The organism is Agrobacterium sp. 22-214-1 (assembly GCF_053522465.1).
Window position 1 is genome coordinate 159746 of sequence record NZ_JBNWCK010000002.1, and the last position, 14959, is coordinate 174704.

18 protein-coding genes are annotated in these 14959 nt (G+C 59.8%); all 18 read left to right on the top strand.

Annotated elements, in window-relative coordinates:
* Nucleotides 1-103 precede the first annotated feature (103 nt).
* The 18 genes from ruvC to ftsH all read left to right on the top strand — a co-directional run bounded on the left by ruvC (nucleotide 104) and on the right by ftsH (nucleotide 14805).
* Nucleotides 104-616: a crossover junction endodeoxyribonuclease RuvC gene (gene ruvC / locus ACQZ5G_RS10505; protein WP_003523217.1), complete on the top strand. Its 513-nt coding sequence runs from the start codon at nucleotides 104-106 to the stop codon at nucleotides 614-616.
* A gap of 32 nt (nucleotides 617-648) precedes the next feature.
* Nucleotides 649-1266 carry a Holliday junction branch migration protein RuvA gene (gene ruvA, locus ACQZ5G_RS10510; RefSeq protein WP_003523218.1) on the top strand — a complete coding sequence of 206 codons (618 nt, stop codon included), beginning with the start codon at nucleotides 649-651 and terminating at the stop codon, nucleotides 1264-1266.
* Nucleotides 1267-1321: 55 nt separating this feature from the next.
* Entirely contained in the window at nucleotides 1322-1600 is a 279-nt protein-coding gene (locus tag ACQZ5G_RS10515; protein ID WP_003523219.1) for an AbrB/MazE/SpoVT family DNA-binding domain-containing protein, read from the top strand.
* On the top strand, nucleotides 1597-2004 hold the full coding sequence (locus ACQZ5G_RS10520) for a PIN domain-containing protein (protein ID WP_142780736.1): 408 nt from the start codon (nucleotides 1597-1599) through the stop codon (nucleotides 2002-2004). Before ACQZ5G_RS10515 ends, ACQZ5G_RS10520 begins: the two co-directional genes overlap by 4 nt.
* Complete coding sequence (gene ruvB / locus ACQZ5G_RS10525; protein ID WP_003523226.1) at nucleotides 2001-3041, top strand: Holliday junction branch migration DNA helicase RuvB; 1041 nt, start codon at nucleotides 2001-2003, stop codon at nucleotides 3039-3041. The genes ACQZ5G_RS10520 and ruvB overlap by 4 nt, the downstream gene beginning before the upstream one ends.
* A gap of 52 nt (nucleotides 3042-3093) precedes the next feature.
* Nucleotides 3094-3312 (top strand): hypervirulence associated TUDOR domain-containing protein, encoded by a 219-nt coding sequence (locus ACQZ5G_RS10530; RefSeq protein WP_080629651.1) that lies wholly within the window; start codon nucleotides 3094-3096, stop codon nucleotides 3310-3312.
* A gap of 36 nt (nucleotides 3313-3348) precedes the next feature.
* Complete coding sequence (locus tag ACQZ5G_RS10535; protein WP_448737734.1) at nucleotides 3349-3930, top strand: DinB family protein; 582 nt, start codon at nucleotides 3349-3351, stop codon at nucleotides 3928-3930.
* Nucleotides 3927-4451: an NUDIX hydrolase gene (locus tag ACQZ5G_RS10540; RefSeq protein ID WP_448737733.1), complete on the top strand. Its 525-nt coding sequence runs from the start codon at nucleotides 3927-3929 to the stop codon at nucleotides 4449-4451. The genes ACQZ5G_RS10535 and ACQZ5G_RS10540 overlap by 4 nt, the downstream gene beginning before the upstream one ends.
* Entirely contained in the window at nucleotides 4448-4984 is a 537-nt protein-coding gene (locus ACQZ5G_RS10545) for an NUDIX hydrolase (RefSeq protein WP_448737732.1), read from the top strand. Before ACQZ5G_RS10540 ends, ACQZ5G_RS10545 begins: the two co-directional genes overlap by 4 nt.
* Nucleotides 4981-5421, top strand: a complete 441-nt coding sequence (ybgC, locus tag ACQZ5G_RS10550; RefSeq protein WP_065656478.1) for a tol-pal system-associated acyl-CoA thioesterase — start codon at nucleotides 4981-4983, stop codon at nucleotides 5419-5421. Before ACQZ5G_RS10545 ends, ybgC begins: the two co-directional genes overlap by 4 nt.
* A 261-nt stretch (nucleotides 5422-5682) precedes the next feature.
* Nucleotides 5683-6402, top strand: coding sequence for a protein TolQ (gene tolQ, locus ACQZ5G_RS10555; RefSeq protein ID WP_003523238.1), 720 nt, complete (start codon nucleotides 5683-5685; stop codon nucleotides 6400-6402).
* 52 nt (nucleotides 6403-6454) lie between these two features.
* Nucleotides 6455-6913 (top strand): protein TolR, encoded by a 459-nt coding sequence (gene tolR, locus ACQZ5G_RS10560; RefSeq protein WP_003523240.1) that lies wholly within the window; start codon nucleotides 6455-6457, stop codon nucleotides 6911-6913.
* Nucleotides 6914-6922: 9 nt separating this feature from the next.
* On the top strand, nucleotides 6923-8089 hold the full coding sequence (locus ACQZ5G_RS10565) for a cell envelope integrity protein TolA (RefSeq protein WP_448737731.1): 1167 nt from the start codon (nucleotides 6923-6925) through the stop codon (nucleotides 8087-8089).
* A 20-nt stretch (nucleotides 8090-8109) separates the two neighbouring features.
* Nucleotides 8110-9417, top strand: coding sequence for a Tol-Pal system beta propeller repeat protein TolB (gene tolB / locus ACQZ5G_RS10570; protein WP_003523242.1), 1308 nt, complete (start codon nucleotides 8110-8112; stop codon nucleotides 9415-9417).
* A 210-nt stretch (nucleotides 9418-9627) separates the two neighbouring features.
* Nucleotides 9628-10161, top strand: a complete 534-nt coding sequence (gene pal / locus ACQZ5G_RS10575) for a peptidoglycan-associated lipoprotein Pal (protein WP_003506243.1) — start codon at nucleotides 9628-9630, stop codon at nucleotides 10159-10161.
* Nucleotides 10162-10319: 158 nt separating this feature from the next.
* Nucleotides 10320-11339 carry a tol-pal system protein YbgF gene (gene ybgF / locus ACQZ5G_RS10580; RefSeq protein WP_170985921.1) on the top strand — a complete coding sequence of 340 codons (1020 nt, stop codon included), beginning with the start codon at nucleotides 10320-10322 and terminating at the stop codon, nucleotides 11337-11339.
* Between the two features lie 27 nt (nucleotides 11340-11366).
* A complete protein-coding gene (gene tilS, locus ACQZ5G_RS10585; RefSeq protein ID WP_448737729.1) occupies nucleotides 11367-12704 on the top strand; it encodes a tRNA lysidine(34) synthetase TilS in 1338 nt (445 codons plus the stop codon).
* Nucleotides 12705-12858: 154 nt separating this feature from the next.
* The gene (gene ftsH / locus ACQZ5G_RS10590; RefSeq protein ID WP_003523247.1) at nucleotides 12859-14805 is read left to right on the top strand and encodes an ATP-dependent zinc metalloprotease FtsH; all 1947 of its coding nucleotides are present in this window, start codon (nucleotides 12859-12861) and stop codon (nucleotides 14803-14805) included.
* The last annotated feature ends 154 nt before the right edge of the window (nucleotides 14806-14959 follow it).

Below are 14959 nucleotides of genomic sequence, written 5' to 3' on the forward strand. Positions count from 1 at the left end.
CGCGGTTTAAGCAGAGGTAAATGCTGCACTGCAAATTTGATGAATGTTGTCGTTTTGTTCACTTATCGCTGGCAGGGTCGCAGCCGGAAAGATAAGGTGCCTCATGCAAAAGACGATTCGAATCATTGGCATTGACCCCGGATTAAGGCGCACCGGCTGGGGGGTGATCGACACTCTCGGCAACAGCCTGCGGTTTGTCGCCTCCGGCACGGTGACGTCGGACGGCGATATGGATCTGGCCTCGCGGCTCTGCCAGCTGCATGACGGGCTGGCGGATATTGTGCACAGCCACCAGCCTGATGAAGCGGCGGTGGAACAGACTTTCGTGAACAAGGATGCGGTTGCGACCCTGAAACTCGGCCAGGCGCGCGGCATCGCCATGCTGGTTCCGGCGCGCGCAGGGTTGCCGGTCTTCGAATATGCGCCGAACGCGGTGAAGAAGGCCGTCATCGGTGTCGGGCATGGCGAAAAGCAGCAAATTCACATGATGCTCAAAATCCTGATGCCGAAGGCCGAATTCAAGGGTAACGATGCGGCGGACGCGCTCGCCATCGCAATCTGCCACGCCCATAATCGCGGCGGTGACAGGATGCGGCGACTGCTGGCGGCCGGTTGAATATTTAAAGTCTCATTGCAGCGGGCGGCATCATGATCGGAAAACTGAAAGGCAGCATCGAGGAAATCGGCGCGGACTATGTGCTGGTGGATGTTCACGGCGTCTGTTACGTCGCCTATTGTTCGGCGCGCACGCTGTCGAAAATCGGCTCCGTCGGGGAGGCGGTGGTGCTGTTCATCGAAACCTATGTGCGTGAGGACCAGCTGAAGCTCTTCGGGTTCCTCTCGGCGCTAGAGCGGGAATGGTTCAACCTGCTGCAGAGCGTGCAGGGTGTGGGATCGAAAGTGGCCTTGGCCGTTCTTTCCACGCTGTCGCCCTCCGAACTGGCCAATGCCATTGCGCTACAGGACAAAACGATGATCTCCCGCGCGCCGGGCGTCGGGCCGAAGGTGGCGGTACGTCTTGTGACCGAGCTTCGCAACAAGGCGCCGGCCTTTGCCGGAGAGGCTTCCGCCTCGATCGGCCTCAAGCAGGAGCTTGGCGAAGGCGTCGCATCCGCGCCGGTAGCGGATGCCGTTTCCGCGCTCACCAATCTCGGCTATTCGCGCGACCAGGCCGCCAATGCGGTTGCCGCCGCGCTGAAGAACGGCGGGGAGGGCGGCGACAGCGCCAAGCTGATCCGGCTCGGGTTGAAAGAGCTTTCGCGTTGATGCGCTTGATGCTAAATTCCTTACAATGGGTGAAAAGTAAGAAAAGGGCAGCAGCATGGGCTTTCAGGTGACAATCACCTCCAAAGGGCAGATGACAGTTCCCAAGAACGTGCGCGAACAATTGAAAATCAAGCCCGGCGACAAATGTTACGCCTGGGTTCGTAACGGGGAGATGATCGTTGTCCCTCGTAATAAATCTCTTGCCGATCTGGCCGGAATTCTCGGTAAACCTCCGAATGGCAAAAAGCTTACCGTCGAGCAGATGAATGACGCAATTGGTGAGGGAGCCGTTGCGCGATACAAGCGTTCTACGGGTAAGACGGAAGACGAATGACCAGCCGTTTCGGAATAGACACGAATATTCTGCTCCGTATCGTGGTAGATGACGATGTCGAACAAAAAGAAACGGTGAAGCGTCTTCTTACACGGCTTGAGGACGGAGAAACCCTGCTTGTAAGTCTTGCTGTGATTTTGGAGACGGCGTGGGTACTAGGCCAGTTCTACGGTTATCCTAAAAGCACCGTTCTGGAGTTTTTCCAGCTTATGCTTGAGCGGCGGGAACTGGAAATTCCGGATTATGAGGCGATTGGCAATGCCATCGACATATGCCGGAATACAAATGCGGATTTTTCCGACGCAATTGTATCGGAAAGCAACAGGGTCAATGGCTGCGTGGCGACATATACGTTTGACAAAAAGGCTGCTCGCAAGCTGCCCGGAATGGAACTTCTGACATGAGTGATGCGGCAAGGCTGATCACCCCCGAAAAGCGCGGTGAGGACATCGACACCACCCTGCGCCCGCAGTCCCTGGACGATTTTACCGGCCAGGCGGAGGCCCGCGCCAATCTCAAGGTATTTATCGAGGCGGCCAAGAACCGTGGCGAAGCGCTGGATCACGTGTTGTTCGTCGGCCCGCCCGGTCTCGGCAAGACCACGCTGGCGCAGATCATGGCCAAGGAACTTGGCGTCAACTTCAAATCCACCTCCGGCCCCGTCATCGCCAAGGCGGGCGATCTCGCCGCGCTTCTGACCAATCTCGAGGAGCGCGACGTACTCTTCATCGATGAAATCCACCGTCTCAACCCGGCGGTGGAAGAAATTCTCTATCCGGCAATGGAGGACTTCCAGCTCGACCTCATCATCGGCGAAGGACCGGCGGCACGTTCGGTGAAGATCGATCTTTCCAAATTCACCCTTGTCGCCGCGACGACCCGTCTTGGGCTTTTGACGACGCCGCTGCGCGACCGTTTCGGCATTCCCGTCCGGTTGGCTTTTTACACCGTCGACGAACTGGAACTGATCGTCCGGCGCGGCGCGCGGCTGATGGGGCTGAACATGACCGACGAGGGTGCGCGCGAGGTGGCAAGGCGTGCTCGTGGCACGCCGCGTATCGCCGGACGGCTACTGCGCCGCGTGCGCGATTTCGCCGAGGTGGCGCGGGCGGAAGCGGTCACGCGTGAGATCGCCGATGAGGCCTTGACCCGGCTTCTGGTCGACAAAATGGGTCTCGACCAGCTCGACATGCGGTATCTCACCATGATCGCGGTCAATTTCGGCGGAGGCCCGGTTGGCATCGAAACCATCGCCGCCGGCCTTTCGGAGCCGCGCGACGCTATCGAGGATATTATCGAACCCTATATGATCCAGCAGGGTTTCATCCAGCGCACGCCGCGCGGCCGTATTCTGACCGGCACGGCCTGGAAACATCTGGGCATGCAGCCGCCCAAGGATATTGAGGCGGCGCAGTTCCGGCTGACCCTGGAGGAGGATTGAGGGAACAAGCCCGGCGTGCCGGCATTTGATCGTCTTTGGCACGGAGATGATCATGTCGGTGTATCGCAAGGGCACGAAAGTCCGGTGGAACTGGGGCAGTGGTACCGGTGAAGGTAAAATCGTCGAGACTTTCACGGATGATGTCGAACGCACCATCGCCGGCTCCAGAATAAAGCGGAAGGCGAGCAGGCAGGAGCCTGCCTATCTGATCGAACAGGAAGACGGCGCAAGGGTTCTGAAAAGCAGATCGGAGCTTGAGCGCGTCGATTGAACGACGCCGTCCTTCGGCGGCAATGGAGGAGCCTTCATGTCTTACGATCCGCTGCGGGTCTTCCGCAAACTCGCGCGCAACAACCGGCTGGCCAATTTTCGGCTGCATCAGGCCTGTCTTCAGCTTTCGCAGGAGGCGTTTGTGGCTTCCCGTGTGAGTTTCTTTCCGACGCTGAGGGCGACGCTGAACCACATCTACACCGTTGACCGGTTTTATATCGATGCCTTGCAGGGCGGCACACTCGGCCTTGCGGCCTTTGCCGAAGAGGAGCCCTTCGCGGCCATGGCGGATTTGCATGTTGCCCAGACGGAGTTGGACGAGGTGCTGATCGCATTTGTCGACAGTCTCGATGAAGACGGCCTTGCCGCTAACGTCAATATTCATCGCGGCGCGCGTATCCAGTATGATCGCTGCGACGATGTTCTGTCGCATCTCTTCCAGCACCAGACACATCATCGCGGGCAGGCGCATGCGATGTTGTCCGGCACCGCGCTCAAGCCGCCGCAACTGGATGAATTCATTGTGGGAGATGACGCAAAGGCGAGAAAAGATGAGATGGATGCGCTAGGGTGGACGGAAACCGATTTGATGTTTCCAGCCCGCAGGTCAGCGCCATGACACACGATACCAAGCAGGACACCCGCATCCGCATGAAGTTCAAGCCGAAGCGCATTTTCCAGATGCGGGTGGCGGGACTGGCGTTTCGCGATGGCCACGTGCTGGTGCACCGGGCATCGCATGAAAAATTCTGGACCTTTCCGGGCGGCCGCGCCGAAATGGGCGAACGCTCCGAAGAAACGCTGGCGCGCGAAATGGTGGAAGAGCTTGGCGTCGAGGCCAAGATCGGGCGGCTTCTCTGGGCGGTCGAAAATTTCTTCCACTACGAAGGCAAGGACTGGCACGAACTCGGGTTTTATTACCTGATGGACCTGCCGGAGACGCTGCCCTTTCATCCGACCGATATCATTCACCGCGTTCAGGACGGCGACAACGAGCTGGAGTTCCGCTGGGCCGCCGCAACCCGTCAGGCATTGACCGAGCTGGATATTCCGCCCTATTTCATCGCCGACGAAATAGAGCACCTGCCGAAGGCCACGAGACATCTCGTCTGGCATGACGGCGATCTGGACGATAAATGACCTCCGCCCCTGAACGCCACATGATCCGGCTGGACCGGAAACCGCAGCTTTTCAGCATGCGCGTGGCGGCGCTGATCTTTCAGAACGGTCATGTTCTCGTCCAGCGCGGCACGAAGGACAGTTACTGGGCTTTGCCCGGCGGGCGTGCCGAAATCGGCGAAAGCTCGCAGGAAACCATCATCCGCGAGATCGGCGAGGAGCTTGACCGCGATTGTTCGGTCGAACGTCTTCTCTGGTCGGCCGAAAATTTTTTCGCCTATGACGATTTTGCGGCGCATGAACTCGGATTTTATTATCTCGTTTCGCTTCGCCGGCCCCTGCCGTTCCATGAAAGCGATATCGTGCATCGGGTGCTGGATGGCGTCGAGGTGGAGTTCCGCTGGCTGCCCGCGCAGCCTTCCGCGCTTCTGAAGAGCGATCTGAGGCCCCGTTTCATCGCGGAGCGTATCGAAGCGCTGCCGCAACGGCATGAGCATCTTATTGTCCGTGAAGGACGCCGCGATGCAGTTGAAATTCCCAAGGAGATAATATGAGCGAGCTTGTGGTTTCGCTTTCGGGTGAGCTTATCGAACATGGCCACCGCCTGACGCAGCGTGTCTATTACGAGGACACGGATTTCTCCGGCCTCGTTTATCACGCGCGTTACCTGCATTTTCTCGAACGTGGCCGCACCGATTACCTGCGTTGCCTCGGCTGCGAACAGAGCGCGCTTCTGACTGCCGATGAGGAGGGTCTGGTCTTCGTCGTGCATCGCATGGAGATCGATTTCAAAAGCCCGGCGCGGATGGATGACGTCTTGACGATCACGACCATCACCGAGAAGGCCGGCGGCGCGAAAATGGTGCTCAATCAGGAAATCCGGCGCGGCGAAACACTGCTGGTCGCCGCCAAGGTCATCATCGCCGTCATCAACGCCAACGGTCGCCCGAGGCGTCTTCCGGAGACAGTCGCGGAAAAATTCCTGAAGTAATTGGCGGTCCCATCCAGTAAATCCATCCGGCGTGGCCCCGCTGTAACACTCCTTTAACCATAATGGTGTCTTACTTTAGCAACTGGCATTTGTGCGGCGCACGCCTTCCTTTCACCAAATTTATTGGCAAGTAAGGCTTACTGGCAAGTATCGGGGTATGGCTAAGGGGTTGGCGGCTGTTGCCGCAGGACTTCGAGCGTTAACACGCGTTTGAATCGCCCGGTCCCGTACCGGGCGTTTGGATTCGGGGATTGGATATTTATGGAACAGGCAGGTTTGGCAGCGGCGACGCACGATGTAAGTCTCTGGGCACTGTTTATGCAGGCGGGCCTCATCGTGAAGCTCGTGATGATCGGACTTATCGCCGCCTCGGTCTGGACGTGGGCGATCGTCTTTGACAAATATGTGAGCTTCGGCAAGGCAAGGCGCCAGTTCGACCAGTTCGAGCAGGTTTTCTGGTCTGGCCAGTCGCTCGAAGAGCTTTATCGGACGTTGGCGGAACGCCAGAACGGCGGTCTTGCGGCGATTTTCGTTTCCGCCATGCGCGAATGGAAGAAATCCTTCGAGCGCGGCGCACGTTCGCCCATCGGTCTGCAGATGCGCATCGACCGGGCGATGGACGTGACCATGGCGCGTGAAAGCGAACAATACGAGGCGCGCCTCGGTTCGCTCGCCACCATCGGTTCGGCCGGTCCCTTCATCGGTCTCTTCGGTACGGTTGTGGGTATCATGACCTCGTTCCAGGCGATTGCCGGTTCGAAGTCCACCAACCTTGCGGTCGTGGCGCCGGGTATCGCCGAAGCGCTTCTGGCGACGGCCATCGGCCTTGTCGCGGCTATTCCCGCGGTTATCGCCTACAACAAGTTCACGGCCGATGCGCACAAGCTTTCCGCCCGCATGGAAGGTTTCGCCGACGAGTTCTCCGCGATCCTGTCGCGCCAGATCGATGAAAAACTTCAGACGCGGCAGGCAGCCCAGTAAGCGGCCGTATGCTGTGCAGTAATTTGCCGCAAGGCAAAATGGAGTAGATGATATGGGTATGTCAGCAGGTGGCAGCGGCGGTGGTTCCGGTGGACGCCGGGGACGCGGCGGACGACGCAGGGGCGGCGCGATTAGCGAGATCAACGTGACGCCGCTGGTCGACGTCATGCTCGTGCTGCTCATCATCTTCATGGTGGCAGCGCCGATGATGACGGTCGGCGTGCCGATCGATCTGCCGCAGACATCCGCCAATGCGCTGAACTCGGATACGCAGCCGATCACCATTTCCGTCAACGCCAATGGCCAGATCCATCTGCAGGAAACGGAAATTCAGGCGGCCGAAGTGGCCGACAAGCTGCAGGCAATCGCCACGACAGGTTATAACGAACGCATCTTTGTGCGCGCGGATTCCGTTGCCGCTTACGGCGTCGTCGCCGATGTGATGGCGCGTATCCAGGCGGCGGGCTTCAAGAATATCGGCCTTGTGACCCAGCAGAAACAGGACAATTGACGTAAAACGATGAAGGGCAGCCTTACCACATCCGCGATCGTGCATGCGTCGCTTCTGGCTTTCGCCCTCGTTTCCCTGGGCTCGCCGGAGCCCCTTGACGTGTCGCAGGCCGAGGCCCTGCCGGTGGAACTGGTGCCCATCGAGGAGCTGAGCCAGATCCAGCAGGGCGACAAGAACGCGCCGAAAGCGGAAAAGTCGGCCCCCGTTCCGACCACGCGTCCGGATATTGTCGAGAACGCCCAGAATGTCGGCAACAACACGGTCGATCTTGACGCGCCGCCGACGCCGACCACCAAGCCCAACGACAATATCAGCGCCGCCGCTCCGCCAAAGCAGGAAAAGCCGCAACCCGTCGTCGACACCAAGGCGAACGAGGTAAAGGAAATCGTCAAGGAAGAAACCTCGGCTCCGAAGCCGCAGGAAATGGCCGCCTTGCCCCAGACCAAGCCCGAGATCGCGCCGCAGCCGAAGACGGAGCCGCCGCAGGAAACCAAAGCCGAAGAGCCGCCGCCCGCGCAGCAGGAACCGGCCGAAATACCCGTGCCGCAGAACGTGCCGCGTCCGAATTCCCGTCCCGAGCCGCCGAAGCCGGAAGAGCCGAAGCAGGCCGAAACCAAGCCTGCCGAGCAGAAGCCCGCGGAAAAACCGGCCGAGACCAAGCCCGATCAGGCGAAGTCCACCGACAAGCCTTCCGACAAGAAGCCCGGCGAGAAGAAGCAGGAGACTGCAAAATCGGCTTCCTCGAAGGAAAGCGATTTTAACGCCGACGATATCGCCGCGCTTTTGAACAAACAGGCGCCTTCGGGTGGCGGCGCCAAGCGCTCCACCCAGCAGGCCTCGCTTGGCGGCAAAAAGACGACGGGCGGTTCGACGCTCAGCCAGACGGAAATGGATGCGCTGCGTGGCGCGATCCAGAAGAACTGGCAGATCATTCCCGGCATGGCGGATGCCTCGGACGTTCGCGTCCGGGTCACCATGAAGCTCGACCGTGATGGAACCATCATCGGTCGGCCCGAGATCGAGGCGACCGGCGGTTCCGAAGGAACACGTCGTGCTCTTTCCGGCGGAGCCTATCGCGCCATCATGCGTTCTGCTCCGTTCACCAACCTTCCTGCCGACAAATATGACGCATGGAACGAAGTTGTCGTGAACTTCGATCCCAGTGAATTGCTATGAATGCTGAAAGGCCTGGCAACATGAAGATATTTTCGCCGATCCGGCTGGTGCTCGCTGTCGCGGCCCTCATGTCGGTTTTCTCCGCACCGGCTTTTGCGCGGGTGGAAATCAACATCAACAAGGGCAATGTCGAGCCGCTGCCCATCGCCATCACCGACTTCATGTCGAGCGACGGCATCGGCGCGCAGGTTTCCGCGGTCATCGCCGCCGACCTGCAGCGTTCCGGCCTTTTTGCGCCGGTCAACAAGAACGCCTTCATCGAAAAGATCAGCAATCCGGATCAGCAGCCGCGTTTCGAGGACTGGAAGGTCATCAACGCCCAGGCGCTCGTGACCGGCCGTGTCACGCGTGAAAGCGATGGCCGCCTGCGCGCCGAATTCCGCCTGTGGGATACGTTCGCCAACCAGCAGATGACTGGCCAGCAGTTCTTTACCCAGCCTGAAAACTGGCGCCGCGTCGCCCACATCATCGCCGACGCCATCTATGAGCGCATCACCGGTGAAAAGGGCTATTTCGACACCCGCGTCGTTTTCGTCTCTGAAAGCGGCCCGAAGACGGCCCGCAAGCGCCAGCTGTCGATCATGGACCAGGATGGCTTCAACGTCCGTAACCTCACCAACTCGAACGACATCGTCCTGACGCCGCGTTTCTCGCCGAACCGTCAGGAAGTGACCTACATGTCCTTCGAAGGCCAGCAGCCGCGCGTTTATCTGCTGCAACTGGAAACCGGGCAGCGCGAAGTTGTCGGCAATTTCCCCGGTATGACGTTCTCGCCGCGCTTCTCTCCGGATGGCCAGAAGGTCATCATGAGCCTGCAGCAGGATGGCAACGCCAATATCTATACGATGGACCTGCGCTCTCGCACCACGACGCGGCTGACGAATACGTCGGCGATCGATACGGCGCCGTCCTATTCGCCGGATGGGCAGCGCGTTGCCTTCGAAAGCGACCGTGGCGGCCGCCAGCAGATTTACGTCATGAATGCCGATGGTTCCGGCCAGCAGCGCGTTTCCTTCGGCGATGGTTCCTATTCCACGCCGGTCTGGTCGCCGCGCGGCGATCTGATCGCCTTCACCAAGCAGTCGGGTGGCAAGTTCTCGATCGGCGTGATGAAGACCGACGGTTCGGGCGAGCGCATCCTGACCAGCGGTTTCCACAATGAAGGCCCGACCTGGGCGCCCAACGGCCGCGTGCTGATGTTCTTCCGTCAGAACGCCGGTGCGGGCGGTCCGCAGCTCTATTCGATCGACCTGACGGGCTACAACGAACAGCTCATCAAGACGCCGACTTTCGCTTCGGATCCGGCATGGTCGCCGCTTCTGGACTGATATGACTGCCATGACGGCGCCGGCACGAACCGGCGCCGTCATGTTTTATTTGATACCATGGGGAAGTGCGCCTCTTTCTTGCCGCAAACTGTTGTGAGGGAGCAAAAAAATGGGACATTTCCTTTCTGTTAACCATAAGCGTTTGCCGGCTATTAACCGCGATCAGTTAGTGTCCGGCAACGTTATTGAAATCCTAAGGAGAGACCGGCGATGAGCCGTACACACATTTCGGCACTCAGCCCCATGCAGAAACTGGCCCGTAACCCGGCTGTCATCGCCATGACGCTCGCGCTTGCCCTCGCAGGTTGCGCGAACAAGAAGAACATGCCGAACAGCGCCGGTGAACTTGGCCTTGGTGGCGCGGGCTCCGCAACGCCGGGCTCCCAGCAGGACTTCACGGTCAATGTCGGCGACCGCATCTTCTTCGACACCGACTCCACCTCGATCCGCGCCGACGCCCAGCAGACCCTGCAGCGCCAGGCTCAGTGGCTCGCCCGTTATCCGAACTACGCCATCACCGTTGAAGGCCATGCCGACGAACGCGGCACGCGCGAATACAACCTGGCGCTCGGCGCCCGTCGTGCGGCTGCAACCCGCGACTTCCTGGCTTCCCAGGGTGTTCCGGCAAACCGCATGAAGACGATCTCCTACGGCAAGGAAAAGCCGGTCGCCGTTTGCGACGACATCTCCTGCTGGTCGCAGAACCGCCGCGCCGTGACGGTTCTCGGTGGCGCGGGCATGTGATTGCCTGACGTTATTGTGATCTTGAATGAAAGGCGGTCTTTGGGCCGCCTTTTGTTTTTTTCATAGTTTGGCCGAAGTTAAGTTGCTTTTTCGGTTGATATGGAAAAAATCCGGCTTGCGCCATTCCGGTGCAAATCAGTTAAGGCAGGACGAATGAGATGAAGAAACTTGTCGTGGCGGGAATGCTGGGGCTTGCAGCCTGCACCGGCTTGAGCGGCATCGCCGTTTCGGGTCCGCTGTTCGGTGCGGGGGGTAGCTTCGGCACGATCAACTCTCAGCAGCAGCCCCCGGTCGTCCGGGTTCAGGCCAATGAAGCCTATCGGGTTCAGCAGCTTGAAGAACAGATCCGGCAACTCAACGGCCGTATCGAAGAAATGAGCTTCCAGCTTCTGCAGATGCAGGAAACGATCCGCAAGGCGCAGGAAGACAATGAGTTCCGCTTCCAGGAACTGGAGAGCGGCAATGCCGGCGGCAAGGGTGCAAGCCCGACCGCTGCGCCGAAAAAGAAGGCGGAAGCCAGTCCGGTCAATCCGGCCTCACCGCCGACCGACGACGTTGCAACGATCATCGAAACGCCACCCGAGGGTGGCGCTTCCGTTTCTCCGTCTGCTCCCTCCACCGCCCCGACAGGCGCACCGGGAGAGACGACGCTCGGTTCCATCGAGCTCGATTCCAAGGGAATGCCGGTTGGCGGCACGTTGAATCAGGGCGCTAATAATTCTTCCGGCAGCCTTCCGGGCGTCAGCACGGGCAATAGCCAGCGCAAGACGGATCCGGTGAATACGGCGGCGCTGACCAGCGAAGGCGATATTTATCAGGCCGCTTACGGCCATGTTCTTTCCGGTGACTACAAGCTGGCGGAACAGGGGTTCCAGCAATATCTGCAGGGTTATCCCAAGGGCACGAAGGCCGCGGATGCGAGCTTCTGGCTGGGCGAGGCGCAATATTCCCAGGGCAAGTTCAATGAGGCCGCAAAAACCTTCCTGAACGGCCATCAGGCCTATGGCAAATCTCCGAAGGCGCCGGAAATGCTGATGAAGCTCGGCATGTCGCTTGCCGCTCTCGACAATACCGAAACCGCCTGCGCCACGCTGCGCGAGGTGCCGAAGCGTTATCCCAATGCTTCCAAGACCGTGCTGAGCAAGGTTGCCAGCGAACAGAAACGGCTGAGCTGCTGATTTTTCCCTGCGATCGCGGGTATTTCCATGCCGGTTGATGCCCGCATTCTGAACGAAAAGTCTGTTGCGCCGCTTGTGGCGGTAAGGTCTTTTGTCAAAAATCTCCATACACCCGTCCATATCCTCGTCGCAATCTCCGGAGGCAGTGATTCCACCGGTCTGTTGCTGGCCGTGCACGAGGCAATGGCGGAGATGGATCGGGACGGCTTGCGCCTTTCCGCCGTCACCGTGGACCATGCGCTGAGAGCGGAATCCGCCGATGAGGCGCGCAAGGCGGCGGCGCTCTGCGCCGAACTCGGCATCACCCACGTTACCCGCCGATGGGACGGCGTCAAACCGGCCTCCGGCCTTTCCGAAGCCTCCCGGCTTGCCCGCTACCGCCTGATTGCCGAGGTCGCCCGCGAGACCGGCGCTGATCTTGTCGTGACGGGGCATACAATCGGCGACCAGCGTGAAACCGTGGCGATGCGCGCCGCCCGCAGCGGCGGCTCTGACAATCTCGGTCTCTCCGGCATGGCAGATGCGGTCTTATACGATGGCCGCCACTGGATCATGCGGCCGTTCCTGACGTGTGAGAGGCAGGCGATCCGTGACTATGTGTCCTCCCGCTCCCGCGGCTGGTTTGAGGATCCAAGCAATGAAAACACCCGATATGAGAGAGTGCGTGTGCGGCAGGCGCTTCCCGTCTCTCCCGTTCGGATCGATGCGGAAACCTCTCTCAAAAGACGGGCGCTTTCCGAAACAACGGCGGCTTTCCTGCGCGGTCACACACAGGTTTTCCATGCTGCGCTCGCCAGATTGGCCGGCGATGGCGTCAATCCCGATCTTCCCGAGTTTCGGCATGGGCTGGCGGCGCTGATCGCCACCCTGGGTGGAAGGGCATATTTTCCAGCCGCAAGCAGCATGGAACGCGTTCTGCGGTTTCTTAAAGCGGCTGAAAACGGGCGACTGACGGTCGGTCGCGTCCTGCTCGATCGCCGGCGGGACGGGCTCTATATGTTCCGCGAGCAGCGAAACCTGCCGGAGCTTGATATTGGCGCAAATGACCAGGGGCTGTGGGACGATCGTTTCCTCGTGAAGAACGGATCGGCTTTTCCAGTGCACGTCAAAGCGCGCAGGGCGAGCGATGCTGCGGAAGCGGCCGCACTTTTTCCGTCAGCACCGGCCGGGGTGGCGAAACAGGCGATGGCGGGGCTGCCGCAAATTGCCGCAGCGGCCGATGAGCCGGGTTCGATGGCGGAGGCCGTCACCATCACGCCGAGGCTCGCACCTTTCGATCTATTCCTGTCGTGTTTCGACCTTGAGTTGGCGAATGCAATCGCCAATTTATTCGGGCGGACGGCATATCCACAGCCCCCGGTTTAAATCCGGCCTCTTTTTCGTGAATTGCCTTGGAATAGTTTTTACACCAAAACGCATCAGATAATGCGCTTTGCCTTGGCAACGGCAGATGTCGTCCTTATGTTAGGGGCACGTAAGAGCGGGCAGCAGATATGCCCGTGTGAGTTCGGGGAGTTCGATGAACCCAAATTTCAGAAATTTCGCCTTGTGGGCCGTGATTGCCCTCTTGCTGATCGCGTTGTTCAGCATGTTCCAGACGTCGCCGACGCAAACGGGTTCGCGGGAAATTCCGTATTCCCAGTTTCTTCGCGACGTGGATTCCGGGCGAGTTCGCGACGTGACCGTCACCGGTAACCGGGTTCTCGGAACCTACACCGAAAACGGCACGGCCTTTCAGACCTATTCCCCCGTCATCGACGACAGCCTGATGGAGCGCTTGCAGAGCAAGAACGTCACCATCGTGGCGCGTCCCGAAAGCGACGGTTCCTCCGGTTTCCTGAGTTATCTCGGCACGCTTCTGCCGATGTTCCTCATTCTCGGCGTCTGGCTGTTCTTCATGCGGCAGATGCAGGGCGGCTCGCGTGGTGCAATGGGCTTTGGCAAATCCAAGGCCAAGCTTTTGACGGAGGCGCATGGCCGCGTGACGTTCGATGACGTTGCCGGCGTGGACGAAGCCAAGCAGGACCTCGAGGAAATCGTCGAATTCCTGCGCGATCCGCAAAAATTCCAGCGCCTCGGCGGCAAAATTCCGCGTGGCGTGCTGCTCGTCGGCCCGCCCGGTACGGGTAAGACGCTTCTGGCGCGTTCCGTCGCCGGCGAAGCCAATGTGCCGTTCTTCACCATTTCCGGTTCGGATTTCGTGGAAATGTTCGTCGGCGTCGGCGCAAGCCGCGTGCGTGACATGTTCGAGCAGGCCAAGAAGAACGCACCCTGCATCATCTTCATCGACGAAATCGACGCCGTCGGCCGCCATCGCGGCGCCGGTCTTGGCGGCGGTAACGACGAGCGCGAGCAGACGCTGAACCAGCTGCTGGTCGAGATGGACGGTTTCGAGGCGAATGAAGGCATCATCCTCATCGCCGCCACGAACCGCCCCGACGTTCTCGACCCCGCTCTTCTGCGTCCCGGCCGTTTCGACCGTCAGGTCGTCGTGCCGAACCCGGACATCGTTGGCCGCGAGCGTATCCTCAAGGTGCATATCCGCAACGTGCCGCTGGCGCCGAATGTCGACCTTAAGGTTCTGGCCCGTGGTACCCCCGGTTTCTCGGGTGCGGACCTGATGAACCTCGTCAACGAAGCAGCCCTGATGGCTGCCCGCCGCAACAAGCGCGTCGTCACCATGCAGGAATTCGAAGACGCCAAGGACAAGATCATGATGGGTGCGGAACGCCGCTCCTCCGCCATGACCGAAGCCGAAAAGAAGCTGACCGCCTATCACGAAGCCGGACACGCCATTACCGCGCTGAAGGTTGCCGTGGCCGATCCGTTGCACAAGGCGACGATCATTCCGCGCGGCCGCGCGCTCGGCATGGTCATGCAGCTGCCGGAAGGCGACCGCTACTCCATGAGCTACAAGTGGATGGTGTCGCGTCTCGTCATCATGATGGGTGGCCGCGTTGCCGAGGAACTGACCTTCGGCAAGGAAAACATCACCTCCGGCGCCTCTTCGGATATCGAGCAGGCCACCAAGCTTGCCCGTGCCATGGTCACGCAATGGGGCTTCTCCGATGCTCTCGGCCAGGTGTCCTATGGTGAAAACCAGCAGGAAGTCTTCCTCGGCCATTCCGTCTCGCAGTCGAAGAACGTCTCCGAGGCGACGGCCCAGACCATCGACACGGAAGTTCGCCGCCTGATCGACGAGGCTTATGGCGAGGCGCGCCGCATCCTGACGGAAAACCACGATGGTTTCGTTGCGATTGCCGAAGGTCTTCTCGAATACGAAACCCTGACGGGCGACGAGATCAAAGCCCTGCTGAAGGGCGAGAAGCCCGCCCGCGACCTGGGTGACGATTCTCCGGGCAGCCGCGGTTCGGCAGTGCCGAAGGCCGGCACCAAGAAGGACGGCCCGAGCGAAGCCAAGGGCGACGGCGAGGCCGAAGGCGGCATGGAGCCGCAGCCGCATTGATCGACCGCGCAAGTTAGAAATTGTAAAAGGCCATTCGGGTTTCCGGGTGGCCTTTTCATTTTGGTAACAAGATATAAGCCATTTTTGCGGTAATTTACGTGCTGTTTATCGTGGTTTGTGGCATCTAGCCAAAAACGCTTCCGGCTGTTTTCAG